18 protein-coding genes, 2 tRNA genes and 4 rRNA genes are annotated in these 26,977 nt (G+C 63.7%); 7 read left to right on the top strand and 17 right to left on the bottom strand.

Translation table 11 applies throughout. The annotated features are described in order from the left end of the window. Position 1: 1 nt before the first annotated feature. From AC3IR9_RS01885 to AC3IR9_RS01875, 3 genes are read right to left on the bottom strand one after another with little or no spacing between them, the layout of a single operon-like run. The gene (locus tag AC3IR9_RS01885) at positions 2-1,210 is read right to left on the bottom strand and encodes a COX15/CtaA family protein (protein WP_489293671.1); all 1,209 of its coding nucleotides are present in this window, start codon (positions 1,208-1,210) and stop codon (positions 2-4) included. A 10-nt stretch (positions 1,211-1,220) separates the two neighbouring features. Beyond that, positions 1,221-1,796, bottom strand: coding sequence for a hypothetical protein (locus AC3IR9_RS01880; protein WP_489293670.1), 576 nt, complete (start codon positions 1,794-1,796; stop codon positions 1,221-1,223). Positions 1,797-1,823: 27 nt separating this feature from the next. Then, positions 1,824-2,558, bottom strand: a complete 735-nt coding sequence (locus tag AC3IR9_RS01875; protein WP_489293668.1) for an SURF1 family protein — start codon at positions 2,556-2,558, stop codon at positions 1,824-1,826. Positions 2,559-2,615: 57 nt separating this feature from the next. Between AC3IR9_RS01875 and AC3IR9_RS01870 the strand changes: the two genes are divergently transcribed. Further along, a complete protein-coding gene (locus AC3IR9_RS01870; RefSeq protein ID WP_038690924.1) occupies positions 2,616-2,834 on the top strand; it encodes a twin transmembrane helix small protein in 219 nt (72 codons plus the stop codon). 53 nt (positions 2,835-2,887) lie between these two features. On the opposite strand, the gene AC3IR9_RS01865 is transcribed toward AC3IR9_RS01870, so the two are convergent. The 4 genes from AC3IR9_RS01865 to coxB form a co-directional block, all read right to left on the bottom strand. After that, positions 2,888-3,763, bottom strand: coding sequence for a cytochrome c oxidase subunit 3 (locus AC3IR9_RS01865; protein WP_489293666.1), 876 nt, complete (start codon positions 3,761-3,763; stop codon positions 2,888-2,890). A 20-nt stretch (positions 3,764-3,783) separates the two neighbouring features. After that, positions 3,784-4,374, bottom strand: coding sequence for a cytochrome c oxidase assembly protein (locus AC3IR9_RS01860; protein ID WP_489293665.1), 591 nt, complete (start codon positions 4,372-4,374; stop codon positions 3,784-3,786). A gap of 220 nt (positions 4,375-4,594) precedes the next feature. After that, positions 4,595-6,205, bottom strand: coding sequence for a cytochrome c oxidase subunit I (gene ctaD / locus AC3IR9_RS01855; RefSeq protein ID WP_489293664.1), 1,611 nt, complete (start codon positions 6,203-6,205; stop codon positions 4,595-4,597). A 64-nt stretch (positions 6,206-6,269) separates the two neighbouring features. Beyond that, on the bottom strand, positions 6,270-7,220 hold the full coding sequence (gene coxB, locus AC3IR9_RS01850) for a cytochrome c oxidase subunit II (RefSeq protein ID WP_489293662.1): 951 nt from the start codon (positions 7,218-7,220) through the stop codon (positions 6,270-6,272). Positions 7,221-7,630: 410 nt separating this feature from the next. Here coxB and putA point away from each other — a divergent pair, with 410 nt between their 5' ends. Next, on the top strand, positions 7,631-10,870 hold the full coding sequence (gene putA, locus AC3IR9_RS01845; RefSeq protein ID WP_489293661.1) for a bifunctional proline dehydrogenase/L-glutamate gamma-semialdehyde dehydrogenase PutA: 3,240 nt from the start codon (positions 7,631-7,633) through the stop codon (positions 10,868-10,870). A gap of 536 nt (positions 10,871-11,406) precedes the next feature. On the opposite strand, the gene AC3IR9_RS01840 is transcribed toward putA, so the two are convergent. After that, positions 11,407-11,676 carry a GFA family protein gene (locus tag AC3IR9_RS01840; RefSeq protein ID WP_489293660.1) on the bottom strand — a complete coding sequence of 90 codons (270 nt, stop codon included), beginning with the start codon at positions 11,674-11,676 and terminating at the stop codon, positions 11,407-11,409. 118 nt (positions 11,677-11,794) lie between these two features. Between AC3IR9_RS01840 and AC3IR9_RS01835 the strand changes: the two genes are divergently transcribed. Beyond that, positions 11,795-12,757 (top strand): GlxA family transcriptional regulator, encoded by a 963-nt coding sequence (locus AC3IR9_RS01835; RefSeq protein ID WP_489293659.1) that lies wholly within the window; start codon positions 11,795-11,797, stop codon positions 12,755-12,757. A gap of 78 nt (positions 12,758-12,835) precedes the next feature. On the opposite strand, the gene AC3IR9_RS01830 is transcribed toward AC3IR9_RS01835, so the two are convergent. After that, on the bottom strand, positions 12,836-14,179 hold the full coding sequence (locus tag AC3IR9_RS01830) for an outer membrane protein transport protein (RefSeq protein ID WP_489293657.1): 1,344 nt from the start codon (positions 14,177-14,179) through the stop codon (positions 12,836-12,838). A 228-nt stretch (positions 14,180-14,407) separates the two neighbouring features. Here AC3IR9_RS01830 and AC3IR9_RS01825 point away from each other — a divergent pair, with 228 nt between their 5' ends. Further along, on the top strand, positions 14,408-15,100 hold the full coding sequence (locus tag AC3IR9_RS01825) for a rhomboid family intramembrane serine protease (protein ID WP_489293656.1): 693 nt from the start codon (positions 14,408-14,410) through the stop codon (positions 15,098-15,100). Between the two features lie 68 nt (positions 15,101-15,168). Here AC3IR9_RS01825 and AC3IR9_RS01820 read toward each other — a convergent pair whose 3' ends face one another. Both AC3IR9_RS01820 and AC3IR9_RS01815 read right to left on the bottom strand, forming a co-directional pair. After that, positions 15,169-16,614, bottom strand: coding sequence for a S41 family peptidase (locus AC3IR9_RS01820; RefSeq protein WP_489293655.1), 1,446 nt, complete (start codon positions 16,612-16,614; stop codon positions 15,169-15,171). A 124-nt stretch (positions 16,615-16,738) separates the two neighbouring features. Then, positions 16,739-18,061 carry a murein hydrolase activator EnvC family protein gene (locus AC3IR9_RS01815; protein ID WP_489293653.1) on the bottom strand — a complete coding sequence of 441 codons (1,323 nt, stop codon included), beginning with the start codon at positions 18,059-18,061 and terminating at the stop codon, positions 16,739-16,741. A 98-nt stretch (positions 18,062-18,159) separates the two neighbouring features. Between AC3IR9_RS01815 and AC3IR9_RS01810 the strand changes: the two genes are divergently transcribed. From AC3IR9_RS01810 to AC3IR9_RS01800, 3 genes are all read left to right on the top strand, one after another. After that, the gene (locus tag AC3IR9_RS01810; protein ID WP_489293651.1) at positions 18,160-18,822 is read left to right on the top strand and encodes a DUF4097 family beta strand repeat-containing protein; all 663 of its coding nucleotides are present in this window, start codon (positions 18,160-18,162) and stop codon (positions 18,820-18,822) included. A gap of 52 nt (positions 18,823-18,874) precedes the next feature. Then, positions 18,875-20,602 (top strand): M28 family metallopeptidase, encoded by a 1,728-nt coding sequence (locus AC3IR9_RS01805; protein WP_489293650.1) that lies wholly within the window; start codon positions 18,875-18,877, stop codon positions 20,600-20,602. A 311-nt stretch (positions 20,603-20,913) separates the two neighbouring features. Beyond that, a complete protein-coding gene (locus AC3IR9_RS01800) occupies positions 20,914-21,051 on the top strand; it encodes a hypothetical protein (RefSeq protein ID WP_489293649.1) in 138 nt (45 codons plus the stop codon). Between the two features lie 23 nt (positions 21,052-21,074). Here AC3IR9_RS01800 and rrf (AC3IR9_RS01795) read toward each other — a convergent pair. The 6 genes from rrf (AC3IR9_RS01795) to AC3IR9_RS01770 all read right to left on the bottom strand — a co-directional run bounded on the left by rrf (AC3IR9_RS01795) (position 21,075) and on the right by AC3IR9_RS01770 (position 26,561). Continuing rightward, positions 21,075-21,189, bottom strand: a 5S ribosomal RNA gene (gene rrf / locus AC3IR9_RS01795). 135 nt (positions 21,190-21,324) lie between these two features. Continuing rightward, positions 21,325-21,439, bottom strand: a 5S ribosomal RNA gene (gene rrf / locus AC3IR9_RS01790). Between the two features lie 172 nt (positions 21,440-21,611). Continuing rightward, positions 21,612-24,492, bottom strand: a 23S ribosomal RNA gene (locus AC3IR9_RS01785). A gap of 229 nt (positions 24,493-24,721) precedes the next feature. After that, positions 24,722-24,798: transfer RNA gene (locus AC3IR9_RS01780), tRNA-Ile, on the bottom strand. 47 nt (positions 24,799-24,845) lie between these two features. After that, positions 24,846-24,921: transfer RNA gene (locus tag AC3IR9_RS01775), tRNA-Ala, on the bottom strand. 95 nt (positions 24,922-25,016) lie between these two features. After that, positions 25,017-26,561 (bottom strand): 16S ribosomal RNA (locus tag AC3IR9_RS01770). The 16S, 23S and 5S rRNA genes sit together here with 2 tRNA genes alongside, the layout of an rRNA operon. Positions 26,562-26,977 lie beyond the last annotated feature (416 nt).

Genomic DNA, 26,977 nt, shown 5'->3' with positions numbered 1-26,977 from the left:
CTCAACCCACCCGCCCATCAATCGACACGGGCACCGGCCGGCTGTCGGCATCCGGCGCGCGCAGGCGCGCCAGCAACGTCACCAGCACGAACAGCAACGCCACCGCGCCGCCGCTGTGTGCGACCGCCACGTCCAGCGGCACGGCCAGTTTCACGTTGAGGATGCCCAGGCTGATCTGCAGCAGCACCAGCAGGCCCAGCGCGGAAGCCCAGCCACGCATGCTTGGCAGCCGGAACAGGCGCACCGACAGCCACAGCAGGTACAGCGCCACGACCACGGCGAACAGGCGATGCGCCAGCTGGATCGCGATGCGTGAAGCACCATCGAGCACGCCGCCTTCGTAATCCACGCCGATGCCGCGCCACAGGGTGAAGCCTTCCTTGAAATCATGCTGCGGCCACCATTGGCTGACGCAGCGCGGGAAGTTGTCCAGCGACGCACTGCCGCCCCCGCACGCCAGCGCCGCGTAATTGGCGCTGACCCAGCCACCAAGCGCGATCTGCAGCACCAGCACGGCGATGCCGGCACGCAGCAGCCACTTCAGTCGCGGCGCTTCCACCAGCGTGATCGGCATGTGCGTGGCGCGCCAGGCCATCCACACCAGCAACCCGAACATCAGCATGCCGCCCAGCAGGTGGCCCATCACCACGATCGGCTTGAGCAGCAGCGTCACCGTCCACATGCCCAGCAGCGCCTGGAAGATCACCACGGCCAAGGTCAGCAGCGCGGCACGGGCCAGGTCGATGTTGTTCCAGCGCAACGCAGCGATCAGCAGGATCGCCTCGCCGATGATCGCCAGGATGCTGGCGGGCACGTGCATGCCCATCATGTACAGCGGTATGCCGGTGGCCACCAGCACGCACGCGGTGACCACCGCGGGACTGCCCCAGCGGCGCTTGCGCGTGGCCAACAGGGCCAGGGTGAGGATCTCGATGCCAAGCGCGCCGGCCAGGAAGCGGTGTACCTGCTCACGCCACGCCTTGTGGGTTTCCAGCGGGCGGATCTTCGCCGCCTCGTGCCCCACCACCTCGGCGGCGTGCTGCGGCCAGGTCACCCGGCCATAGCAGGTCGGCCAGTCCGGGCAGCTCAAGCCAGCATCGGACAGGCGGACGAACGACCCGAACATGATCGTGCTGGCGGTCATGATCAACGCAAACCATGCCAGACGATGGAAATTGCGGTGCAGCGCCGGGCGTGCGGAGGAACTCATCAAACAGAACTCACTTCAGTTTCAGCAGCGTGGCCAGGTCTTTGCGCAGACCGGCCATATCGAATCCCGGTGCATACCGCATGATCACGAATCCGTTGGGGTCGATCACATACACAGGCGTACCGGCGGCGTCATCCACGGCGGGCAAAGCGGCACGCAGGTCCGGTTGGGCGCGCAACGCGTGCAGCGCAGGCATGCCCTGGACCTCGGCCGGCGGCGTGCCCAGCCACAGGATCTCGACATTATCGGCGTTATGCCCGAACAGCTGCCACACCTTGCCCAATCCCTGCGACAAAGTGACGCACTCGGCCGCGCAGCCCGGGGCAGGCGCCACCAGGATCCGCCAGGTGCGCGCGGCGGGGTTCCACGGGTACACCTGGCCATCGGCCAACAGCAGTGCGCGCTCACGCAGATCCACCTTCGGCTCCAGCAATTGCCCGCTGTTGCGGTGTGCGGCGGGCTGCCAGCCCGAAAAACGCAGTACGCCGGCCAGCGCCATGGAACCGAAGAACACGCCGAACAGCGCGATCAGCATCCAACGGCCGCGGGTGCGCGCTCGCAACGGGTCCGGGGAAGTAGCATTCATGCAGGGGATTTTCTCATGTTGGGGCGATCAGCGCCGTGTCTCGGCACGGCGGCGGCGCAGCAGACGGACTTCCAGGACCAGCGCCACCACCAGCACGGTGAGCGCCAGCGCGAACCATTGCACCGCATAGCCCAGGTGGCGGGCGGGCGGCAGCGTGTTGGGCAGCAGCTCCAGGTCACGCGCATAGCCCCCCGGCAGCGTGGGATCCAGCCGCAGCACGCGCCCGGGCAGCGCGCGCGGCGGCAATCCCAGCGCGCCGGCCACCTCTTCCACCGGCATCCGGTTGGCCAGCCATACCCCGGGTTGGTCGGTGGGCGACAGCGCCGGGCCCAACGCCAGGCCACTGGCCGGCGGCGGCGCCAGCAGGCCGGCAATGGCGGTGGCGCCGCGGCGCTCGGGCAGGTGCGGGAGGGCGCGGTCCGGGGGCATCGGGACCCAGCCCAGGTCCACCAGCACGCGGGCGCCATCATCACTGCGGAACGGTTGGTACACCTTGATCCCGGCGCGCCCGTCACGGGTCTGGTTGTCGAGCAGCACGGTACCGGGCAGGAAGCTGCCATGGTCTTCCACCCAGCGCAGCACCACAGGCGCGGCCAATGCCTGGCCCAGGCGCATGCTCTGCGCATGGGCGGGCACCTGCTGGGCAAGCAACGCCTGTTTTTCATGCATGCGCTGCAGTTGCCAGCGCCCCAGCTGGCAGAAACCGACGATCACCAGGACCGCCGCTACCCAGCCAATCAGGCGTGTGTGCTTGCGCATCATGACAACGCCGCTGAAACGCGGTGATATAGGCGTACCCGCCCTGCCATCGAGCCGCGCATGAATGATTCGTTGAAGACCCTGCTGGTAATCGCGTTTCTGATCGTCATTGTCTGGAATCTGGGCGCCGGGCTGTATTACCTGCTGGTCGACCGCGGCCAGACCAAACGTACCGTCAATGCACTCACCCGTCGCATCGCGGTGTCGGTGGCACTGATCGCGCTGGTGGCCATCGGCATCTACAGCGGATGGATCAAACCGCACGGCATCGGCGGCTGAAACAGCGCCACGGGAAGCCGCACCGGGGCCGGTGCGGCACGCTGTCGTCGACGCTACAGCACGTAGACGAACAGGAACAGCATCAGCCACACCACATCGACGAAGTGCCAGTACCACGCGGCCGCTTCAAAGCCGAAATGGTTGTCGCGGGTGAAGTGGCCCTTGGCCGAACGCAGCCACATCACCCCCAGCATGATGGTGCCCAGCATCACGTGCGCGCCATGGAAGCCGGTGAGCATGAAGAAGGTGGAGCCATAGATGCCCGAGCCCAGGGTGAGGTTGAGTTCCTTGTAGGCATGGATGTACTCCTCGGCCTGCAGGGTCAGGAAGAACACACCCAGCACTACGGTGAGGCCCAGCCAGACCAGCAGCTGGCGGCGATGGCCGGCCTTGAGCGCGTGGTGGGCGATGGTGAGGGTTACCCCGGACGTCAGCAGGATCAGCGTGTTGATCAGGGGCAGGCCCCAGGCCGGAATGGTCTGGAAGTGGCCGCCGATCGCGCCCGGGCCATTGGTCGGCCAGGCGGCCGAATAGCCACTCCATAGCAGCTCGTTGGTCATCACCCGGTCGCCCTCGCCGGCCAGCCACGGCAAGCCCAGGTTGCGGGTATAGAACAGCGCACCGAAGAACGCGCCGAAGAACATCACCTCGGAGAAAATGAACCACACCATGCCCATGCGGAACGAGCCGTCGACCTGGCGGTTATAGCTGCCGGCCTGCGACTCGCGCACCACATCGCTGAACCACCAGAACAGGGTCAGCACCAGCATCGCGATGCCGGTGTAGAAGGTCCACTTGCCCCAGCTGGAATCGTTGAGCCAACTGGCCACGCCGACCATGGTCACCATCATCGCGATCGAGCCGATGAAGGGCCACTTGCTGTGCGTGGGCACGAAGTACACGTTGGCATCGGTGCTTTGCTGGGCCATGGTCTGGATTCCGGTGCGTATCAGGGAGCGGCGTGGGCGCCGGCAGCAGCCACCGCAGGGGGCAGCTGCGCGGACAGCGCGTCGTTCTTGTAGAAGGTGTAGGACAGGGTGATCGTCTTGACGTTGGCCGGCAGGTCCGGGTCAACGATGAAACGCACCGGCATATCGCGCTTTTCACCGGCCTGCAGGGTCTGGGCGGTGAAGCAGAAGCATTCTGTCTTGCTGAAATAGCCCGACGCCTTGGCCGGCGCCACCGATGGCACCGCACTGCCCACCAGCGCGCGATCGCTGTCGTTGCGCGCGTAGTAGAGCGCTTCGTTGAGCTCGCCGGGCACCACGTCCATGGTCAGCTGTTCGGGATGGAACGACCATGGCAGCTTGGAGTTCACCCCACCGTCGAACTCGATCCGCACGGTGCGCTTGCCGGTGGCCACGGCGCTGCCGGAAGCAACCCCCGGCCCGCGCTCCAGGCGCACGCCGAAGACTTTCTCGCAGGCAATCCGGTACAGCGGCACCAGCGAGAAGGTCAGCACGAACACCGCCAGCGCGATCCCGATCAGGCGGGGCAGGCCCGCATGCCGTGCGGGAGCGGCCGGGCGCGGTTCGCTCATCGGCCGATCACCCCGGTCAGGATGAAGCCGATGTATACCGCGATGGCGACCGCACCGACTTTCCAGGCAGTGCGGTGTGCACGTTGCCGGCGCTGCTCAACCCCATCGGCGGCCGCCTGCTCCTGGCGCCCAGCATCGACCGACCCTTCGGGTGCAGCCGACCAACGGTCGGCTCTACGGGTATCTGGCAGGGTAGGACGCTCTGGATGCATGCCGGGCCTCAATGGGTGATGTCATCGTGGGCAAGATCGCCCGGGCGGATGACCGGTGGCGTGGTGAAGGTATGCGCCGGTGCCGGCGACGGCAGCGTCCACTCCAGCCCGCGTGCGCCCTCCCAGACGCGCTCGGTGGCCTTCTCACCATTGCGCAGCGACGCAATGAGGATGGCGGCCATCATGAACGGGGTGACGAACATGCCGAACGCACCGATGGAGCTGACCATGTTCCAGTCGGCGAACGCCACGCTGTAGTCGGGAATGCGGCGCGGCATGCCGGCCAGTCCCAGGAAATGTTGCGGGAAGAACAGCAGGTTGACGAACACGATCGTCCACCAGAAATGCACCTGTGCCCAGCGCTCGCTGTACATGCGCCCGGTCCACTTGGGCCACCAGTAGTACACCGCGCCAATCAGCCCGAACACCGCGCCGGTGACCAGCACGTAGTGGAAATGCGCCACCACGAAGTAGGTGTCGTGGTACTGGAAGTCGGCCACCACGATGGCCAGCATCAGGCCGGAGAAACCACCGATGGTGAACAGGATGACGAACGCCACCGCCCACAGCATCGGCGCTTCAAAGGTGAGCGAACCGCGCCACATCGTGCTCACCCAGTTGAAGACCTTCACCCCGGTCGGGATGGAAATCAGCATGGTGGCGAACATGAAGTAGATTTCGCCGCCCAGCGGCATGCCCACGGTGAACATGTGGTGGGCCCAGACGATGAACGACAGGAAGGCGATCGCCGCCACCGCGTAGACCATCGCCTGGTAGCCAAACAGCGGCTTGCGGCTGAAGGTGGGGATGATTTCGCTGACCACGCCGAACGCCGGCAGGATCATGATGTAGACCTCGGGGTGCCCGAAGAACCAGAAGATGTGCTGGAACATCACCGGGTCACCGCCACCGGCGGCGTTGAAGAAACTGGTGCCGAAGAATTTGTCGGTGAGCAGCATGGTGACCGCGCCGGCCAGCACCGGCATCACCGCGATCAGCAGGAACGCGGTGATCAGCCAGGACCAGCAGAAAATCGGCATCTTCAGCAGGTCGATGCCCGGGGCACGCATGTTGAGCACGGTCGCGATGATGTTGATTGCGCCCATGATCGAGCTGATGCCGGCCACATGGATGGCGAACACGGTGAAGGCCACGTTGTAGCCGCCCTGCAGCGACAGCGGTGGGTACAACGTCCAGCCACCGGCCGGCGCACCGCCGGGCAGGAACAGGGTGACCAGCAGCAGGCTGAAGGCCACCGGCAGCAGCCAGAACGACCAGTTGTTCATGCGCGGCAGGGCCATGTCCGGCGCGCCGATCTGCAGCGGGATCATCCAGTTGGCCAGGCCGACGAAGGCCGGCATGACGCCGCCGAAGATCATCACCAGGGCGTGCACGGTGGTCATCTGGTTGAAGAACTCGGGCTTGACGAACTGCAGGCCCGGTTGCATCAATTCGGCACGGATCACCACGCTCATTGCCGCGCCGATGATGAACATGATGAAGCTGAAAAGCAGGTAGAGCGTGCCGATGTCCTTATGGTTGGTCGAGAACAACCAACGCTCGAAGAAACCCTGCTGATGCCCGTGGTGGCCATCATGGTCAACTGCGGAATGCGCCATCGCAACTACACCTCACTGGATCCGGTGGTACCCACGCCCGCCGGATGGCGGGCGCAGCTCGATTTCAGGCGTTGCTGTCTGCCGGTGCCGGTGCCGGCGGTGGCGCGACGTCAGGAGTTGCGGCCGGCGCTGCATCGGCAGGGGCCGGTGCCGCAGGTGCCGCAGGCGTCGCTGCCGGCGCTGCGGGCGGCGCCGGCTTGCGCGAGGCCAGCCATTTCTTGAAGTCCTCCTTGGACACCGCTTCCACCACGATCGGCATGAAGCCATGGTCCTTGCCGCACAGCTCGGCGCACTGCCCGCGATACACGCCAGGCGTTTCGATGTTGGTCCACGCCTCGTTGATGAAACCGGGGATGGCATCCTGCTTCCAGCCCAGCGCCGGCACCCACCACGCATGGATCACGTCATCGGAGGTGATGACGAAGCGCACCTTGGTATCCACCGGCAGCACCAGGCGGTTGTCCACATCCAGCAGGTAGTGCGGATGCGAATCGCGCGTGGGCACCTTGCCACTCTGCCGCATGCGGTCGGACTCGCGGTCCAGGCGGCTGGTGAAGGTCACGTTCTCCCCGAGGTACTCGTACTTCCACATCCACTGGTAGCCGGTGACCTTGACGGTCATTTCCGAGTCGCGGGTGTCGTAGAACTTGATCAGGTTGGCCGTGGCCGGCCAGGCCATCACCACCAGGATGATGATCGGGATCACCGTCCAGATGATTTCGGCCCGGGTGTTGTGGCTGAAGGTGGCGGCGACGGCGCCCTTGGATTTCCGGAATTTGAAGATGGCGTAGAACATCGCGCCGAACACCAGGATGCCGATGACCGTGCACACCCACAGCGAGAACAGGTTGGATTCCCATGCCAACCGCGAGCTCTGGGTGACCCCCTTGCCCATGTTCAACTGCCACGGTTTGGGGTCGGCCGCCTGGGCCCACGCCATGGCAGGCGCCAGCAGCGCCGCCCCGCACATCGTGATCTTCCTGAACGTACTGCCCCACTTTCTGCATTGCTTCATTGCCTAGACCCTTAGCGTCGTCGGTTGCGACCATCACTGGCCGCGAGCAAGCCTTCTCGTTCCAGCGTCCGCGCCCCCAAAAAGGGCACCGGACACCGGGCGCAAACCACAGCAATTACTGTCGCGCAGGGTGCGCCCGTGGGGGGACGCCGCTGCCGTAGAGAACGTCTTGATGGTAGCCCTGCACTCCGGCGTGTAGCAAGGGTCCATTCACACTTCGGGGAATGCTGCAACACAGCATCGACAGCGTCGGCCGAAATGACGATTTCAGCACAATAAAATCCAGCCGTGGCGATCCGCCCCAATCCCCTACTCTTAAAGGCTATGCGCGTTATCGCAGAGGCCAATGAAATTGCTTCGCGCCGCAAAAAAACGATTAAAATGGTCAAGTTTTCCACGAGCCGAACGGCATGAACGCACCTTCCGCATCCTCTCCTGCCCCGGCCCCGTCCGGCGCCCCCCGTCCGCCGCTGCTCTCGCCCGAGCTGCCGACGCGCCCCCCCGTGTTCCGCCAGGCCATCACCGACGCCTGGATGAAGGACGAGGCCAGCCACGTGCGTGAACTGCTGGAGCAGGCGCGGCTGCCCGCCGACGCGCAGGCGGGGGTTCAGGCCACCGCGGCCGACCTGGTCAAGCGTGTGCGCGTGCGTGCGCAGGACCAGGGCGCGATCGAAGCCTTCATGCGCCAGTACGACCTGGGCAGCGAGGAAGGCGTGCTGCTGATGTGCGTGGCCGAAGCGCTGCTGCGCATTCCCGACCAGGACACCGCCGACAAGCTGATCCGCGACAAGCTCGGCGATGCGGACTGGAAGAAGCACATGGGCGGCAGCGACTCGGTGCTGGTCAACGCCTCCACCTGGGGCCTGATGCTGACCGGCCGCCTGGTGCAGATCAACGACGCCACCCGCACCGACGTCCCCGGCGCGTTCAAACGCCTGATCGGCCGCGTCGGCGAGCCGGTGATCCGCCTGGCCGTGCGCCAGGCGATGAAGATCATGGGCCACCAGTTCGTCATGGGCCGCACCATCGACGAAGCGCTGTCGCGCTCGCACAAGGGCGACAACGCCAGCTACCGCTATTCGTTCGACATGCTCGGCGAAGGTGCGCTGACCATGAAGGACGCCAAGCGTTACCTGGAAGACTACCGCCGCGCGATCCACTCCATCGGTGGCGACCACAAGGCCCGTGGTGGCCGCCCCGACGGCGACGTCAACGCCGCACCGGGCATCTCCATCAAGCTCTCCGCGCTGTATCCGCGCTACGAGCATGCCAAGCGCGCGCGGGTCATGGCCGAGCTGGTTCCCGGCGTGCTGGAACTGGCGCAGCTGGCCAAGTCCTATGGCATCGGCTGCACGGTGGACGCCGAAGAAACCGACCGCCTGGAGCTGTCGCTGGACATCATCGAAGCGGTGGTCAGCGATGCCTCGCTGGCGGGCTGGGAAGGCTTCGGCGTGGTCGTGCAGGCGTATCAGAAGCGCACCCCGTACACGATCGACTACCTGGCCGACCTGGCCCGTCGCATCGGTCGCCGCCTGCAGGTGCGCCTGGTCAAGGGCGCCTACTGGGATGCGGAAATCAAGCGCGCGCAGATCGACGGCCTGCCGGCCTACCCGGTGTTCACCCGCAAGCAGAACACCGACGTGTCCTACCTGGCCTGCACCCGGCGCCTGTTCACGCACGCCGATGCGCTCTACCCGATGTTCGCCACCCACAACGCGCACACCATCGCGGCGGTGAAGGCCTTCGCCAACGGTGGCCAGTACGAACACCAGAAGCTGCACGGCATGGGTGATGACCTGTATGCCGAAGTGGTGCCGGCCGATCGGTTGAACGTGCCGTGCCGGGTGTATGCACCGGTGGGCTCGCATGAAGACCTGCTGCCCTACCTGGTGCGCCGCCTGCTGGAGAACGGCGCCAACTCCAGCTTCGTCAACCGCATCACCGACGACAGCGTGGCCATCGACGACCTGATCCGCGATCCGGTGGAAGCGGTGTCCGCCTTCGCCGCCGCCACGCCCTGCAACATCGCGCACCCGAAAATCCCGCTGCCGGTCGACCTGCTGCGCAGCCAGAACCATGACAGGACCAATTCCATGGGCGTCAATCTCGCCAACGACAACGATCTGCGTGCCCTGGCCGAGCAGCTCAACGCTGCGGTGAAGCCGTGGAAGGCCGCGCCACTGGTGCCCGGTGCCACCCCGACCGGCGCGCTGTTGAATGTGACCAACCCCGCCGACACCCGCCAGGTGATCGGCCAGTGGCAGCCCGCCGACAGCGCTACCGTCGAGAAGGCGCTGGCCAACGCCGTGACCGCGCAACCGCAGTGGAACCGCACCCCGGCCGCCAGCCGCGCGGCGATCCTCGAACACGCGGCCGACCAGCTGGAAGCGCGCATGCCCGAGTTCATGGCGCTGTGCGTCAAGGAAGCCGGCAAGAGCCTGCCCGACGGCATTGCCGAAGTGCGCGAAGCGGTGGACTTCCTGCGCTACTACGCCAAGCAGGCCCGCGAGCAGTTCGGCCATGCCGAGAAGCTGCCCAGCCCGACCGGTGAATCCAACGAACTGCAGCTGCATGGCCGCGGCGTGTTCGTCTGCATCAGCCCGTGGAACTTCCCGCTGGCGATCTTCCTGGGCCAGGTCAGCGCGGCGCTCGCCGCCGGCAACAGCGTGATCGCCAAGCCGGCCGAACAGACCAACCTGATCGGCTGCTACGCGGTGCAGCTGCTGCTCGATGCCGGCGTTCCTGAGGGCGTGGTGCAGTTCCTGCCGGGCGACGGTGCCACCGTCGGCGCCGCATTGACCGCCGACCCGCGCGTGGCCGGCGTGGCCTTCACCGGCTCCACCGACACCGCCCGTGCGATCAACCGCGCGATGGCCGCACGCGATGCCGCCATCGGCGTGCTGATCGCCGAAACCGGCGGCCAGAACGCCTTCATCGCCGACTCCTCGGCGCTGCCGGAACAGCTGGTCAAGGATGCGATCGGTTCGGCCTTCACCTCGGCCGGCCAGCGCTGCTCGGCCGCGCGCGTGTTGTTCGTGCAGGACGACATCGCCGACAAGGTGATGGGCATGCTGGCCGGTGCCATGGCCGAGCTGAAGGTCGGCGACCCCGGCCTGCTGTCCACCGACGTGGGCCCGGTGATCGACGCCGACGCGCTGCAGATCCTGCAGGACCATGCCGTACGTATGGAAAAGGACGCCCGCCTGATCGCGGCCGCAGAACTCAGCGAAGCGGCCGCGCACGGTACCTTCTTCGCCCCGCGTGCCTACGAGCTGAAGAACCTGGACCAGCTGCACAAGGAAATCTTCGGGCCGGTGCTGCACGTGATCCGCTGGAAGGGCGACCAGCTCGATGCGGTGATCGACCAGATCAACGCCACCGGCTACGGCCTGACCCTGGGCGTGCATTCGCGTATCGACGAAACCGTCGACCGCATTTCCTCGCGCGTCAATGTCGGCAACGTGTACGTCAACCGCAACCAGATCGGCGCGGTAGTGGGCGTGCAGCCGTTCGGCGGCCAGGGCCTGTCCGGCACCGGCCCCAAGGCCGGCGGCCCGCACTATCTGCTGCGTTTTGCCACCGAAAAAACCGTCACGGTGAACACCACCGCGGCCGGCGGCAATGCCTCGCTGCTGACCTTGGGCGACTGACCGCAGGCGTCATGCGGTAAACCGGAAGCGCCGCGAAAGCGGCAATGCTGTCCACTTAAGAAAAGCGCCGCGATCCCATCAGGGATCGTGGCGCTTTTTGGTTGTCTCTCCGTTGAGTGGAGAGATTCACTTCAACGGGCGGCAGCAGCGAGTGTGTGCATCTTCGCTTGGGTGTAACGCGAGCTTTCGGTGCCGCTTGGCTTGCGGTGCGCAACGGCGCACGCCGAGGGTTGGCGTGGGCGCTGTGGTTTTCCGCGCGCGGGCACCGATGCGCTTACCAAGGTAGGTCACCACCGTTGGTGGTGACCCTGATCGCAGCCCCGAATGCCTGGCCAGATACCGGAGACCGCAAAGGTCAGCGGGTGGGTCGAGCGCTGGGCAGAACTACCCTCCGCCCGGATCCGGCGCGTGCTCGCTGCTTTCACCCGACCGTCGCGCCTGCAGGAAGGCCTGCGCCGCCTGCTCCCAGTGCTGCCCATCGAAGCGATGGATCTCCCGCGTGGACAGATCCATACCCGCCACACAGCGCAGGTTGATCACCCATGCTGCGGTGACAACCGTGGATGGCTGAAGGGTGCAACGCCACATTGCCGGCAGAAGAAGTGCTGCGCGGTATGGGTGCCGAACGCGTAGGCCACCAGCGTGTCCTTCCCGGCGAGCAGACGGAAATGCGCCGCATCACAGCCCTGCCAGACCGCACCACGGCGGTGGCAGAGGGAGCAGTTGCATTCAAAGGCCGGGCCGGGCGTTTGATCGAACTCGAAACGGACCGCACCGCAATGGCAGGAACCGGAATGCACCGACATGGGCGTTCTCCTGGAGGGGGTGTCGCCGCGCAAGGCAGCTCGGCGGGGCCTTCATTGCAGCCGAACACGGCCTGGACCACCATCGGCCGATACGACATCTTTCGTGCACAATCAGCCAATGCATGATTTCACCGTGATCGTCCTGCCCGGTGCGTTTGCGTCCAGCGTGGCGCTGACCCTGGACATCCTCACCACCGCAGCCACGCAGGCCCCGCGCTTGGGCCTGCCGGTACCGCGCTGGCGGGTATGCAGCCCTCCGGGCCGCAGCCGGGTGCAACTGGGTCCGCATCTGCACCTGCGTGCGCAGCCGCTGCCACGCACGGTGGATGGGCAGTCGTGCTGGATCGTCCCCGGGCTCGGCGTGGAAGATCCGGAGGCGATCGCGCAGCGCCTGGCCGCACCGGACATCCCCGCCGTCGTGCGTGCGTTGCGCCAGCACGTCGCTGCCGGCGGGCAGGTGGCCGCATCGTGCGCCTCGGTCTTCCTGCTCGATGCCGCCGGGCTGCTGCAAGGGCACAGCGTGACCACGAGCTGGTGGCTGGCCGGTGCGCTGCAGCGGCAGGCACCTGGCTGTCGGGTGGATCCGGACCGGATGGTGATCGAGGACCCGCCACTGGTCACCGCCGGCGCCGCACTCGGGCATACCGACCTGATGCTGCATCTGCTGCGCCAGCGCTTCGGGCCAGCCCTGGTGGAGGCGTTGTCGCGCGCCCTCCTGCTGGATCGCCGACAAGCGCAAACGGCGTACATGGTGCCGGCGATGATGGCGCAGGGCAACGCGCTGATCGCCACGCTCACCGCCCACATCGAAGACAGCCTGCCGGCCGTGGTCAGCGTAGGCGGCCTGGCCAAGCATGTCGGCATGTCCACCCGCACGCTGTCGCGCCAGGTCGGCAAGGCCACCGGCCAAGGGCCGCTGCACCTGATCGGCAGCGTGCAGTTGAACAGGGCCCGCGCACTGCTCCAGAACAGCCGCTACTCGGTGGAGAGCGTAGCCGAGCGCGTCGGCTACAGCGACCCCACCGCGCTGCGCCGGCTGCTGCGCAAACGCCTCAACGCGACCCCGCGCCAGTTGCGTTGATCCTCTCCAACGCACAAACAAAAGGCCCCGCTTGCGCGGGGCCTTCTGCAACTCAAGCAAGCGTTGCCGCTGCGTGGATCAGAACTTGTAGTTGAACGAAGCCGCCAGCACGTCGCCTGCAACCTTGTACTTGCCGGTGAGCGAGTTGCCCTGGTTGTTGGTGGTGCCGGCGATGTTCACGTCCGGGTCGCTGGTGAACAGGTGGGTATAACCGAAGTTGTATTCCATGTTCGCCGACGGGGTCCAGCCCACGCCCAGCGACAGCCACTTGCGGCTGGTGTCGGGCACGCGCACGTCGCGGTGCGCGCTGGTGGTCGGGGTCTGGTCCAGTGCGATACCGCCGCGCAGGGTGACGGTGTCGCTCAGCTTGAAGTCGGCACCCAGCGAAACGAAGGTGGTGTCGCGGTAGGCGAAGTCCAGCACCGAGTCGGGCTGTGCCGACGCGTAGTCGATGGTGACCTGGTCGAACGAGGTCGACCACGCGGTACGGGTCACATCGCCCATCACGGTCCAACGATCATTGACGTTGTGGGTGACGCTCAGGGTGGCCGAGGCCGGCAGGGTCAGCGTGGCCTTGCCCGAGGTGCTCACGAAGCGGCCCGGCTGGGCCACGGCCAGCACGGCGGCAGCGTTGGCCGGCACGTCGAAGGTGGCATCGCCGCCGGTGATCTTGTGCTCGACCTTGGAGCGGTAGCTGATGCCGATATGGGTGTTCTCATCGGGGCTGAACAAGCCACCGACGGTCCAACCCACGGCATTGTTGTCGCCTTCCACGGTGAGCTTGCCATCGGCGCTGCCCGGGGCGAAGCCCGGTACGCGGGACTGGGCCAGCGCGGTGCCGAAGTCGATGTTGTTGCTCAGCTCGATGGTCATGTGTTCAACGAACACCGACGCGCCGAAGGACACGTACGGGTTGACGTCGTAGGAGGCGGCAAAGCCGAGGTCGATGACCTTCATGTCGGTCTTCAGGCCGCTGTAGCGACCGACCCAACCGTTGTCGTATTCGGTCTTGAAGCCGAACGGTGCGGTCAGCGACACGCCGAAGTGGGCCTTTTCGCCGATCGGCATGTGGAAGTAAGCAGCCGGGACCGGGGCGATGGTGCCGGCGTCGCCGCCGTCACTGCCGGTCTGCGGGGCGCCGGTCGGCTTGCGGCCGGAGCCCTTGAACTCGGCCTTGAAGCTGATGGCGCTCAGGTCACCCTGGATCTGCATGCCTTCCAGCTGGCGCATGCCGGCCGGGTTGACGGCGATGATCGAGGCGTCGCCCTCGGCGCTGCCCGAGCCGGCGAAGGCGCGGCCAAGGCCCTTGGCGCTGTTTTCCTTCAGCTGGAAGGCGGCAGCGTTGACGTGGCCAACGGCCAGGACACCGGCAATGCCGACGGCCAGGGCGGTGACGCGGGCAAGAGTGGAAGCGGTATGCATTGTTGGTTCTCTCCGGAATTGCGGTGATGTTGGGCAACGCGCGCCTGCGTCGTTCCTGCCCTTGCGGACCAGAACCACGCGCCGGATTCCCCTCCCGACATACGACGCCGTATTGGAGTATACCCAGACCGGTTAATGAAACAATAACGGCCATCGCCCTTGCGGCTATTCAGGCTGAACGCGTCAATTCACCGCCCTGAGCGGCGCCACGCTAGGCTATCGGCACCCATGTTCGTTTCGCTCCCCTCCCGCAAGAAGTCCGCCCTGCGCTGGGCCACCCCGCTGCTGTTTGCCGCGCTGTGGGTAGCGTTCCTGTGGTCGATCTCGCGCCCGGACGATGCGCGCCGGAGCCTGTGGCTGGACTGGGGCGCGCTGTCCACCGGGCTGACCCACCCGCTGGACTGGTGGGCCACGCTTCAGGATGGCAGCGTCCTGCGCCTGTTCACGGCCCTGTTCCTGCACGCGGACTGGTCGCACCTGCTGGGCAACCTGGTGTTCCTGCTGATCTTCGGGCTGCCGGCCGAGCGCGTGCTTGGGCCCTGGCGGCTGATGCTGCTGTTCCTGGTCGGCGGGGCGATTTCCAACCTCACCGCGATCTACACGATGGGCAGCCCGGACCAGATCATCATCGGCGCCAGCGGTGCGGTGTCGGCGCTGATCGGCGCCTACCTGGCCCTGTTCCCGGGGGCACGGCTGGGCGTGGTGATCCCGCTGGGCCTGTTCCTGGAGTTCGTGCGGGCCCCGGCCTACCTGCTGATCGGGGTCTGGGCTGGGCTGCAGGTGGTATTTGCCTATATCGGCCCCAGTTTCGGCATGGTGGCGTGGTGGGCGCACATTGCCGGCTTCGTCTTCGGGCTGGCTTACGGCGTTTACGTCCGTGCCGCGATCGCCCGGCGGCTGCGCAAGCGGCACGGGTTTTGAGAGCAAGGCGTGCCGACCGTTGGTCGGCACGCTGTTGATGTCATGTGGGACCGGCGCAACCGGGCCGATCAGGGCTTGGCCGGCACGTCCGCGGGCTTCGCTTCCGGCTTCGCTTCCGGCTTCGCTTCCGGCTTCGCTTCCGGCTTCGCTTCCGGCTTCGCTTCCGGCTTCTTCTGCGCAGCGGCCTTGGCCGCTTCGGCCTTCTGCCGGGCCACGACCGAGCCGGGCTGCTTCAGTTCAGCCAAGGCATCGTTGATGGGGCCATCGCCGGACAGCACGTCACCGGCCTTGTAGCCGTCGCCGCCTTCGTCATCGCCCCGCAGGTGGCCCGGCAGGGTGGCTTCGCTGTAGTCGACCAGGCTGGCGGGCAGGTCATCGTCGCCCGGCTGCTTTTCCGGCTGCAGCAGCACGTCGGGGACGATGCCGGTGGCCTGGATCGACTTGCCGCTCGGGGTGAAGTAGCGCGCCGTGGTGAGCTTGACCGAGTCGCCGTTGTCCAGCGGCAGCACGGTCTGCACCGAGCCCTTGCCGAAGGTACGGCTGCCGACCACGCGGGCGCGGCCGTTGTCGCGCAACGCGCCGGCCAGCACTTCGGACGCACTGGCCGAGCCGGCATCGGCCAGCACCACCACCGGCGCGCCCTTGAGCAGGTCGCCGGGCGTCGCATCGAAACGCGCATCGCTGATCGAAATGCGGCCCCGGGTACTGACGATGTTGCCCTTCTCCAGCAGGTCGTCGGCCACCTGCACCGCCGCGGTGAGCAGGCCACCGGGATTGCTGCGCAGGTCCAGCACCAGGCCCTTGAGCGTGCCACCGGCCTGCTGCTGCAACTGGCCCACATGCTTCTGGAAATCGGCGCCGGTATCGGCCTGGAAGGTGCTCAGGCGGATGTAGCCATAGCCCGGTTCCAGCATGCGGCTGCGCACGCTGGTCACGCGGATGGTCTGGCGGGTCACGCTGACATCGAACGGCTTGGGCTTGCCCTCGCGTACCAGGGTCAGCACCACCTTGCTGCCGGCCTTGCCACGCAGCGGTTCGGTGGCCTCGATGGCGCTGATCGGCTTGCCGTCGATGGCGATGATCAGATCGCCCGCGCGGATGCCCGCCTTCGCGGCCGGGGTATCGTCGATCGGCGAAATGACCTTCAGGCTGCTGTTGTCCGGCTGCTGCTGCAGCTCCACGCCGATGCCGTCGTAGGCGCCGGTGGCCTGCTCGTCGAAGGCCTCGGCATCTTCCTTGTCGAAATAGGTGCTGTGCGGGTCCAGGTCCAGCAGCAGGCCGCGGATGGCCGACTGCATCAGCTTCTTGTCATCCACCGGATCCACATAGGCGGCGCGTACCGCGTTGTAGACCGCCACGTAGCGCCGTATTTCCTCCAGCGGGACCCGCGAGGTCACCGCCTCTTCGGTGCTGGCCGCATCGTTGCTGCGGCTGGGTGCTTCACTGGTCTGCTGCGCCCAGGACGCCGCCGGCAGCAGGGCCAGCAGCAAGGTGGCGGTACGGGCTACGCGCATGAAGCACTCCAGGTCGGCAAGGGACGGAAAACACGCACTGGGTGCGTCGGCCGATTATGCGCGAAGCAACGATAAATTCCCGTTGAATCCAGCGTGCACCGGCGCTACTGCGTTTGGCTGGCTGTCAGCGACGCTGCAGCCAGGAACCCGGATCGACCGGCTGGCCATTGCGACGCAACTCGAAGTACAGCGCGGTGACGCCCTGTCCGCCGGAGTTGCCGACCTTGGCCACCGCATCGCCCTTCTTCACCGACGCACCGGCATCGCGCAGCAGGGTGTCGTTGTGCGCGTAGAGGCTCATGTAGCCATTGCCATGGTCGACGATCAGGATCATGCCGTAGCCGGTCATCCAGTCGGAGAACACCACGGTGCCATCGGCCACGGCGGTGACCGTGCTGCCTGCGGCCGCGCCGATCAGCACGCCACTGCTGGTGCGCCCGTCGGGCAGCTTGCCGCCGTAACGTGCCAACAGATTGCCTGACAGCGGCCAACCCAACCCACCCACCTTGGGCGCCGGCGCCGTTGCGACCGCCGGCGGCACCTTGGTCGCACGTGGCGGCGGACGGGTGCCGTTGGCGGCAGCAGCCTTCTCCGCCTTTGCCGCCGCGGCTTTTTCCGCAGCGAGACGGCGTGCCGCGGCGCGACGCTCGGCTTCGGCACGGGCGGCAGCCGCGCGCAGGTTGGCCAGCAGCGTTTCCAATGCCTTGGCATCCTGGCCCAGGGCCTTCTCGCGCTCGCTGCGGTCCTTGTAGCGTTCGTCCAGGCTGGCCACGGTGGCCGCGCGCGTACGCCGGTCGTCGGCCAGCGTGACCACCTGCTGCTTCTGCTGCTGGCGGGTGCCCTCCAGCGCCTGTCGGCGTTCGACGATCTGCGTCTGGACGGTCTGCAGCTCGGTCAGGTCCTGGGTCAGCAGCTGGATGCGGCGCGCACGTTCGCGCTGCAGGTAGCGATGGTAGGCGAGGCTGCGATTGGCATCGGCCACGCGGTCCTGCGACAACAGCAGCTTCAACGGCGCGTTGTTGCCGATGCGGTACGCCGAGCGCAGCAGCGCAGCCAGTTCCTCGCGCTGCTTCTCCAGCCCGGCCTGCAGGGCGCTGCGCTTGCGCTCCAGTTCCTCCATCGCGCGGGTCTCGCGCTGCAGGGCGGTTTCGGTCTGTGCAAGCACGCGGCCACTGCGGGCGACCTTTTCGTCGGCGTCGCGCAGTTGCCGCGATGCCTGGCCGCGCTGGCCTTCCAGGGTACGCCGTTCCTGTGCGACGCCCTTCAGTTCGGTACGCAGTTTCTGCAGCTTGCGCTCGGCGTCCTTCGGGTTCTGCGCCAGCGTCGGCAGGGCCGCCACCAGCGCGAGCGCCAACAACCCCGCACGCCACGCAGCCCGGAACAGCGCGGTGCGTTGCGCAGTCGTCGGGTTGTTAGTGCTGCGTGAGGAAAAAACGTTGTCGCGCAAGGGCTTTCCAGTGACTTCAGGCAGATGCGGATTGTACCGATGCATGGTGACATCCCCATAGGCGGCCTGCCAGCCGTCCCCCGCTCAACGAGGTCCCGATGAAACACGTCACGCTACCGCTGTTGCTGGCCCTGGCGCTGCCTTGCGCGCCTGGCTTGGCCAACGAGAGCATCAGCAAGGTCAACGGCAGCATCCACGCCCAGGCCGGCCAGGTGTATGGCGACCTGGATACGGTCAATGGCGGCATCAGCGTCGAGGAAGCCGCCGTTACCGGCGACATCGAAACCGTCAACGGCGGCATCCGCATTGCCGATCGCGCCCGTACCGGTGGCATCTCCACGGTCAACGGCGGGGTCCGGATCGGCCGCGAGGTGGTGGCCGGCGGGACGGTGGAGACCGTGAACGGCAGCATCTTCGCCGACCGCGGCACCCAGATCGACGGCGACCTTGAAACCGTCAACGGCGGCATCGGGCTGGTCGAGACCCGGTTGTCCGGCGGCATCGAAACGGTCAACGGTGACATCACCGTCGGCGTTGGCTCGCAGGTGCAGGGTGGGATCCGGGTCCGTAAACCCAGCTTCAGCCTGTCGCTGACCCCCGGGCGCAGGCCGCGGGTGATCATCGGCCCGAACGCGGCGGTCAACGGCACGCTGCAGTTCGACCGCGAGGTGACCTTGTACGTGCACAGCAGCGCGCATACCGGCGCCATCAGCGGCGCCCAGGCGGTGTCGTTCGACTCCGACGCCGCACCGCAGGATTGATACCCTCTTACCGGTGCCTGCGTGCACCGCCCTTTGGATCCAGGACTCGATGATGCCCCGCAAACTTCTGTTGTGCCTCGCCGCCACCGCCGCCCTGAGCGCGTGCAAGGGCGAAGCCACCGCACCGACCGCCGCGCCGGTTGCCGATACCGCCCCGGCGGCCGCCCATGCGTTTTCCCCGGAGATCAACGTCGGCGACTTCGCCGAACTGGTCAAAACCCTGGCCTCGGACGAATTTGAAGGCCGGGCCCCGGGCAGCAAGGGCGAAGAGCTCACCGTCAACTACATCCGCGACCAGATGCAGCGCATCGGCCTGCAGCCGGGCAATGGCGACAGCTGGTTCCAGGAGGTGGCGATGACCGAGACCACGGCCGACCCCTCCACCGTGCTCCGCCTGGACCAGGCCGGCAAGCAGCGCGAGCTGAAGTTCGGCACCGACATGGTGATCGGCACCCGCAGTGGCCAGCCGGAGGTGAAGGTCGACAGCAGTGAACTGGTCTTCGTCGGCTACGGCGTGGATGCGCCGGAGCAGAAGTGGAACGACTACGCCGGCCAGGATTGGAAGGGCAAGACGGTGGTCATGTTCGTCAACGACCCCGGTTTCCACGTTGACGACAAGACGCTGTTCGACGGCAAGCGGATGACCTACTACGGCCGCTGGACCTACAAGTTCGAGGAAGCCGCGCGCAAGGGCGCGGCCGCCGCGCTGATCGTGCATGACACCGCCGGCGCTTCGTATGGCTGGGACGTGGTCAAGAATTCCTGGGCCGGGCCGCAGTACGACCTGCCGGCCAAGGGCGACCCGGAAGCGCGCCTGCCCGCACAGGGTTGGTTGAGCGCCGAGGCCGCGCGTCAGCTGTTCGCCGAGGCCGGGCTGGACCTGGACAAGGCCTACAAGGACGCCAACAAGCGTGGCTTCAAGCCGGTGCCGTTGAAGGCCAAGGTCTCCTTCGATCTGAAGAGCGCCATTGCCGAGAAGAAGTCGCGCAACGTGGTGGGCGTGCTGCCGGGCAGCAAGCGTGCCGACGAAGCGGTGCTGTACATGGCGCACTGGGACCACCTGGGCAAGCACGAAGGCGAGCAGGGCGACAACATCTACAACGGTGCCGTCGACAACGCGACCGGCGTGGCCGGCATTCTTGAAGTCGCCGACGCGATGGTGCACCAGCAGCCGGCGCCGGAGCGCTCGGTGGTGTTTCTGGCCGTGACGCTGGAGGAGTCGGGCCTGTTGGGTTCCAAGTACTACGTCAGCCACCCGACGTTCCCGCTGGACAAAATTGCCGGGGTGATCAACATCGACGCGATGTCGGTGGCCGGCCGTGCCAAGGACCTGACCGTCACCGGTTTCGGCAGTTCGGAGCTGGAAGACATCCTCAAGCCGCTGGCCGCCAACCAGGGCCGTACCCTGCATGGCGAGACGTCGGTGCAGAGCGGGTTCTACTTCCGTTCGGACCACTTCAACTTCGCCAAGGCTGGCGTGCCGGCCCTGTATGCCGACGGGGGTGAAGACCTGCGCGACGGCGGTGTCGAGGCGGGGCGTGCATACGCCGAGGGCTACGGCCGCGATCGTTACCACGGCCCGAAGGACGAGTTTGATCCGGCCACCTGGAAGCTGGATGGCACGGTCGAGGACCTGCAGCTGCTCTATGGTGTCGGCAAGGAACTGGCCGGCAGCGACCGTTGGCCGAACTGGTACGACGGCAACCCGTTCAAGGCGGCGCGCGACGCGATGATGCAGGGCAAGACGCCGGCTGCAGCTGAGGCGCCGGCAGCAAAGTAAGCGGTTGACCGTTGCTGGAATGAAACGGCGCTCTTCGGGGCGCCGTTTTTTTTGGCCCTTCTGCCATGTGAGGGGGTCTCCTGAAGGGCTACGGCAGCGGGTTGGTGTGTCTTCGCTTGGCTATGGCGCGAGCGTCCGGGGCCCGTTGCGGAGGTAGGTCATCACCGTTGGTGGTGACGCTGATCCCACCGATGGGAAAAGAGCCATTTCTGCCTGTGGTTGGCGGGGAAACCGGCGCGATGCGCCGTCGCCCGACCAACGGTCGGACGCTACCGGGTGTGGCGCCGACGGACCCCGGTAGGTGCCGACCGTTGGTCGGCACAGCTCCATCCGTGTGCGGGGAAACCCGGCGCGATGCGTCGCTGCGCGACCAACGGCCGGGCGCCATCGTGATCCTGGGCGAAATCATGCTGCTGGACGAACGCGCAAAGAAAAACCCCGCTGCGTGAGCAGCGGGGTTTTTGGGTATAAACCCTGGCGATGACCTACTCTCGCATGGCTTGAGCCACACTACCATCGGCGCAGCTGCGTTTCACTTCCGAGTTCGGGATGGGATCGGGTGGTTCCACGGCGCTAATTTCACCAGGGAGACGGTTGGAGCAGCGCAGTAATGCGCCAGCTCGGCAGAGGTCTCTTCCGAGAAACAAACACCGTTGAAAACCCGGTGCCTGCAAAAAAAGGAAAACCCCGTTGCGTGAGCAACGGGGTTTTCGGGGTATAAACCCTGGCGATGACCTACTCTCGCATGGCTTGAGCCACACTACCATCGGCGCAGCTGCGTTTCACTTCCGAGTTCGGGATGGGATCGGGTGGTTCCACAGCGCTAATTTCACCAGGGAGGCTTTTGGAGTGTCGCCGTGGGAGCCGTGTCTTTGCAGGGAGCAGGCATGTTGGTGCCTGCTTTACAAAGAGACGCGCCTACAGCGCCTGCCTCTCGTTTGGTCTTGTGACGTAGCGTGCACTTGGGATCTATCGACATGTCATGTCGGCCAAGGCAACTTGAGGTTATATGGTCAAGCCTCACGGATCATTAGTATCAGTTAGCTCAATACATTGCTGTACTTACACACCTGACCTATCAACCACATAGTCTATATGGTTCCTTCAGGGGGCTTGTGCCCCGGGAGATCTCATCTTGAGGCGCGCTTCCCGCTTAGATGCTTTCAGCGGTTATCGCTTCCGAACATAGCTACCCGGCAATGCCACTGGCGTGACAACCGGAACACCAGAGGTTCGTCCACTCCGGTCCTCTCGTACTAGGAGCAGCCCCTCTCAAATCTCCAACGCCCATGGCAGATAGGGACCGAACTGTCTCACGACGTTCTGAACCCAGCTCGCGTACCACTTTAAATGGCGAACAGCCATACCCTTGGGACCGACTACAGCCCCAGGATGTGATGAGCCGACATCGAGGTGCCAAACACCGCCGTCGATATGAACTCTTGGGCGGTATCAGCCTGTTATCCCCGGAGTACCTTTTATCCGTTGAGCGATGGCCCTTCCATACAGAACCACCGGATCACTAAGTCCTAGTTTCCTACCTGCTTGATCCGTCGATCTTGCAGTCAAGCACGCTTATGCCTTTGCACACAGTGCGCGATGTCCGACCGCGCTGAGCGTACCTTCGAGCTCCTCCGTTACTCTTTAGGAGGAGACCGCCCCAGTCAAACTACCCACCATACACGGTCCCCGATCCAGATAATGGACCCAGGTTAGAACGTCAAGCACGACAGGGTGGTATTTCAAGGATGGCTCCACTGCAGCTAGCGCCACAGTTTCATAGCCTCCCACCTATCCTACACAGACGAACTCAACGTTCAGTGTAAAGCTATAGTAAAGGTTCACGGGGTCTTTCCGTCTTGCCACGGGAACGCTGCATCTTCACAGCGATTTCAATTTCACTGAGTCTCGGGTGGAGACAGCGCCGCTGTCGTTACGCCATTCGTGCAGGTCGGAACTTACCCGACAAGGAATTTCGCTACCTTAGGACCGTTATAGTTACGGCCGCCGTTTACTGGGGCTTCGATCAAGAGCTTCGCCTTGCGGCTGACCCCATCAATTAACCTTCCAGCACCGGGCAGGCGTCACACCCTATACGTCCACTTTCGTGTTTGCAGAGTGCTGTGTTTTTGATAAACAGTCGCAGCGGCCTGGTTTCTGCGGCCCTCTTCAGCTATAGCTCGCATGAGCCACCAAAAAGGGCGCACCTTCTCCCGAAGTTACGGTGCCATGTTGCCTAGTTCCTTCACCCGAGTTCTCTCAAGCGCCTGAGAATTCTCATCCTACCCACCTGTGTCGGTTTACGGTACGGTCTGCGTAAGCTGAAGCTTAGGAGCTTTTCCTGGAAGCGTGGTATCAGCGACTTCGCCTTAAAGGCTCGTCTCGGTGCTCGGTCTTAAAGGATCCCGGATTTGCCAAAGATCCAAACCTACCGCCTTTCCCCGGGACAACCAACGCCCGGTACGCCTAACCTTCTCCGTCCCTCCATCGCACTTACGCGAGGTGCAGGAATATTAACCTGCTTCCCATCGACTACGACTTTCGTCCTCGCCTTAGGGGCCGACTCACCCTGCGCCGATTAACGTTGCGCAAGGAAACCTTGGGCTTTCGGCGTGCGGGTTTTTCACCCGCATTATCGTTACTCATGTCAGCATTCGCACTTCCGATACCTCCAGCAGACTTCTCAATCCACCTTCAACGGCTTACGGAACGCTCCTCTACCGCGTACATATAAATATGCACACCCCAAGCTTCGGTTCACTGCTTAGCCCCGTTAAATCTTCCCCGCAGACCGACTCGACCAGTGAGCTATTACGCTTTCTTTAAAGGGTGGCTGCTTCTAAGCCAACCTCCTGGCTGTCTGTGCCTTTCCACATGGTTTTCCACTTAGCAGTGAATTTGGGACCTTAGCTGTGGGTCTGGGTTGTTTCCCTTTTCACGACGGACGTTAGCACCCGCCGTGTGTCTCCCATACAGTCCGTCTTGGTATTCGGAGTTTGCAATGGTTTGGTAAGTCGCGATGACCCCCTAGCCATAACAGTGCTCTACCCCCAAGAGGATACATATGAGGCGCTACCTAAATAGCTTTCGAGGAGAACCAGCTATCTCCGGGTTCGATTAGCTTTTCACTCCTAATCACAGCTCATCCCCGTCTTTTGCAACAGACGTGGGTTCGGGCCTCCAGTACCTGTTACGGCACCTTCACCCTGGCCATGACTAGATCACCCGGTTTCGGGTCTACTGCCCGCGACTATGCGCCCTTATCAGACTCGGTTTCCCTTCGCCTCCCCTATACGGTTAAGCTTGCCACGAACAGTAAGTCGCTGACCCATTATACAAAAGGTACGCAGTCACCCCTTGCGAGGCTCCTACTGCTTGTACGCACACGGTTTCAGGATCTATTTCACTCCCCTCTCCGGGGTTCTTTTCGCCTTTCCCTCACGGTACTGGTTCACTATCGGTCGGTCAGTAGTATTTAGCCTTGGAGGATGGTCCCCCCATGTTCAGACAGGGTTTCACGTGCCCCGCCCTACTCGTCTTCACTGGAGTGGCCCTTTTAAATACAGGGCTATCACCTTCTATGGCCAGCCGTTCCAGGCTGTTTTTCTAGAACCATTCCAGCTTAAGGGCTAGTCCCCGTTCGCTCGTCGCTACTCAGGGAATCTCGGTTGATTTCTTTTCCTCTGGTTACTTAGATATTTCAGTTCACCAGGTTCGCTTCCAGCAGCTATGTATTCACTGCAGGATACCCGCAAGCGGGTGGGTTTCCCCATTCGGACATTACCGGATCAAAGCTTGTTGCCAGCTCCCCGATACTTTTCGCAGGCTGCCACGTCCTTCATCGCCTCTGACCGCCAAGGCATCCACCGTGTGCGCTTATTCGCTTGACCATATAACCGCAAGTTGCCTTGGGTTACATATATGACCTGGGGGTACAAAGCCCAGGTACGAAATATAACGACTCAATTAATAAGAAGACATTTAAGTCTTCCGCCTTAGCCTCACGACACGTCAAGATAGAATCTCAAAACGCTCGCTACGTCACAAGTTTTAAAAGAACACGTACCGGCCACAATGCCGATGCGTAATAAATTCTTTGTATGCGCTAATCATTCAGAGTGGTGGGTCTGGGTAGACTCGAACTACCGACCTCACCCTTATCAGGGGTGCGCTCTAACCACCTGAGCTACAGACCCAATGTCCGTTCAGCTCAGTGCCAACGCGCTGATAAAGGCGCGTTGAGTGGTGGAGCCTGTCGGGATCGAACCGACGACCCCCTGCTTGCAAAGCAGGTGCTCTCCCAGCTGAGCTAAGGCCCCATATACGGGACTATCCACACCGGCCAGGCCGGCGTGAAACTCTGAATGCAGGTTACTTGTGAAGACGCCCGACAGGACGATGTTGTCTTTGCTCAAAAGGAGGTGATCCAGCCGCACCTTCCGATACGGCTACCTTGTTACGACTTCACCCCAGTCATCGGCCACACCGTGGCAAGCGCCCTCCCGAAGGTTAAGCTACCTGCTTCTGGTGCAACAAACTCCCATGGTGTGACGGGCGGTGTGTACAAGGCCCGGGAACGTATTCACCGCAGCAATGCTGATCTGCGATTACTAGCGATTCCGACTTCATGGAGTCGAGTTGCAGACTCCAATCCGGACTGAGATAGGGTTTCTGGGATTGGCTTACTCTCGCGAGTTTGCAGCCCTCTGTCCCTACCATTGTAGTACGTGTGTAGCCCTGGTCGTAAGGGCCATGATGACTTGACGTCATCCCCACCTTCCTCCGGTTTGTCACCGGCGGTCTCCTTAGAGTTCCCACCATTACGTGCTGGCAACTAAGGACAAGGGTTGCGCTCGTTGCGGGACTTAACCCAACATCTCACGACACGAGCTGACGACAGCCATGCAGCACCTGTGTTCGAGTTCCCGAAGGCACCAATCCATCTCTGGAAAGTTCTCGACATGTCAAGACCAGGTAAGGTTCTTCGCGTTGCATCGAATTAAACCACATACTCCACCGCTTGTGCGGGCCCCCGTCAATTCCTTTGAGTTTCAGTCTTGCGACCGTACTCCCCAGGCGGCGAACTTAACGCGTTAGCTTCGATACTGCGTGCCAAATTGCACCCAACATCCAGTTCGCATCGTTTAGGGCGTGGACTACCAGGGTATCTAATCCTGTTTGCTCCCCACGCTTTCGTGCCTCAGTGTCAGTGTTGGTCCAGGTAGCTGCCTTCGCCATGGATGTTCCTCCCGATCTCTACGCATTTCACTGCTACACCGGGAATTCCACTACCCTCTACCACACTCTAGTCGCCCAGTATCCACTGCAATTCCCAGGTTGAGCCCAGGGCTTTCACAACAGACTTAAACAACCACCTACGCACGCTTTACGCCCAGTAATTCCGAGTAACGCTTGCACCCTTCGTATTACCGCGGCTGCTGGCACGAAGTTAGCCGGTGCTTATTCTTTGGGTACCGTCAGAACAACCGAGTATTAATCGACTGCTTTTCTTTCCCAACAAAAGGGCTTTACAACCCGAAGGCCTTCTTCACCCACGCGGTATGGCTGGATCAGGCTTGCGCCCATTGTCCAATATTCCCCACTGCTGCCTCCCGTAGGAGTCTGGACCGTGTCTCAGTTCCAGTGTGGCTGATCATCCTCTCAGACCAGCTACGGATCGTCGCCTTGGTGGGCCTTTACCCCGCCAACTAGCTAATCCGACATCGGCTCATCTATCCGCGCAAGGCCCGAAGGTCCCCTGCTTTCACCCGAAGGTCGTATGCGGTATTAGCGTAAGTTTCCCTACGTTATCCCCCACGAAAAGGTAGATTCCGATGTATTCCTCACCCGTCCGCCACTCGCCACCCAGAGAGCAAGCTCTCCTGTGCTGCCGTTCGACTTGCATGTGTTAGGCCTACCGCCAGCGTTCACTCTGAGCCAGGATCAAACTCTTCACTTAAAAACGCATAGTCCGAGGACTAAAAATTTAAAGCTGCAGATGCTTGACCGCTGGCAACGTTTCGCTTGCTTTAAAACAATTGATATGTTGCTTGATCAAACGTCTGCAAGATGGACATACATCCTTCCTGCAGGCGCCTTCACAAGATACCTGCGCATACTGTCAAAGAACTTTGGAATCGGCCTCAGCGCCTTCTTCCGTGTGCCCCGACGTTTCCGTCGTTGCTAGCCGCCCATTATAGCCGGCTTATCTGCTTCGTCAACACCTTTTTTCAAGGCCGCTTCACCGTAGTGAACCGTTGTTGCCGATGCCGCTTCGTCGGCCTGATCCGTAGATCGTTTCGTCGTTGCGAGCCGCCTATTATGTCAGGCTTTTCGTTTCCGTCAACACCTTCTTTCGAGGGATGCTGAAGTCCT

Source organism: Stenotrophomonas sp. GL_101, from assembly GCF_057835675.1.
Note: the sequence above shows the minus strand (reverse complement) of the source record. Positions and strands in the feature narration are given on the sequence as shown.

Coding starts and splice junctions, on each gene's coding strand:
- AC3IR9_RS01885 (WP_489293671.1), bottom strand. CDS start 1,210: ATGAGTTCCTCCGCACGCCCGGCGCTGCACCGCAATTTCCATCGTCTG.
- AC3IR9_RS01880 (WP_489293670.1), bottom strand. CDS start 1,796: ATGAATGCTACTTCCCCGGACCCGTTGCGAGCGCGCACCCGCGGCCGT.
- AC3IR9_RS01875 (WP_489293668.1), bottom strand. CDS start 2,558: ATGATGCGCAAGCACACACGCCTGATTGGCTGGGTAGCGGCGGTCCTG.
- AC3IR9_RS01870 (WP_038690924.1), top strand. CDS start 2,616: ATGAATGATTCGTTGAAGACCCTGCTGGTAATCGCGTTTCTGATCGTC.
- AC3IR9_RS01865 (WP_489293666.1), bottom strand. CDS start 3,763: ATGGCCCAGCAAAGCACCGATGCCAACGTGTACTTCGTGCCCACGCAC.
- AC3IR9_RS01860 (WP_489293665.1), bottom strand. CDS start 4,374: ATGAGCGAACCGCGCCCGGCCGCTCCCGCACGGCATGCGGGCCTGCCC.
- ctaD (WP_489293664.1), bottom strand. CDS start 6,205: ATGGCGCATTCCGCAGTTGACCATGATGGCCACCACGGGCATCAGCAG.
- coxB (WP_489293662.1), bottom strand. CDS start 7,220: ATGAAGCAATGCAGAAAGTGGGGCAGTACGTTCAGGAAGATCACGATG.
- putA (WP_489293661.1), top strand. CDS start 7,631: ATGAACGCACCTTCCGCATCCTCTCCTGCCCCGGCCCCGTCCGGCGCC.
- AC3IR9_RS01840 (WP_489293660.1), bottom strand. CDS start 11,676: ATGTCGGTGCATTCCGGTTCCTGCCATTGCGGTGCGGTCCGTTTCGAG.
- AC3IR9_RS01835 (WP_489293659.1), top strand. CDS start 11,795: ATGCATGATTTCACCGTGATCGTCCTGCCCGGTGCGTTTGCGTCCAGC.
- AC3IR9_RS01830 (WP_489293657.1), bottom strand. CDS start 14,179: ATGCATACCGCTTCCACTCTTGCCCGCGTCACCGCCCTGGCCGTCGGC.
- AC3IR9_RS01825 (WP_489293656.1), top strand. CDS start 14,408: ATGTTCGTTTCGCTCCCCTCCCGCAAGAAGTCCGCCCTGCGCTGGGCC.
- AC3IR9_RS01820 (WP_489293655.1), bottom strand. CDS start 16,614: ATGCGCGTAGCCCGTACCGCCACCTTGCTGCTGGCCCTGCTGCCGGCG.
- AC3IR9_RS01810 (WP_489293651.1), top strand. CDS start 18,160: ATGAAACACGTCACGCTACCGCTGTTGCTGGCCCTGGCGCTGCCTTGC.
- AC3IR9_RS01805 (WP_489293650.1), top strand. CDS start 18,875: ATGCCCCGCAAACTTCTGTTGTGCCTCGCCGCCACCGCCGCCCTGAGC.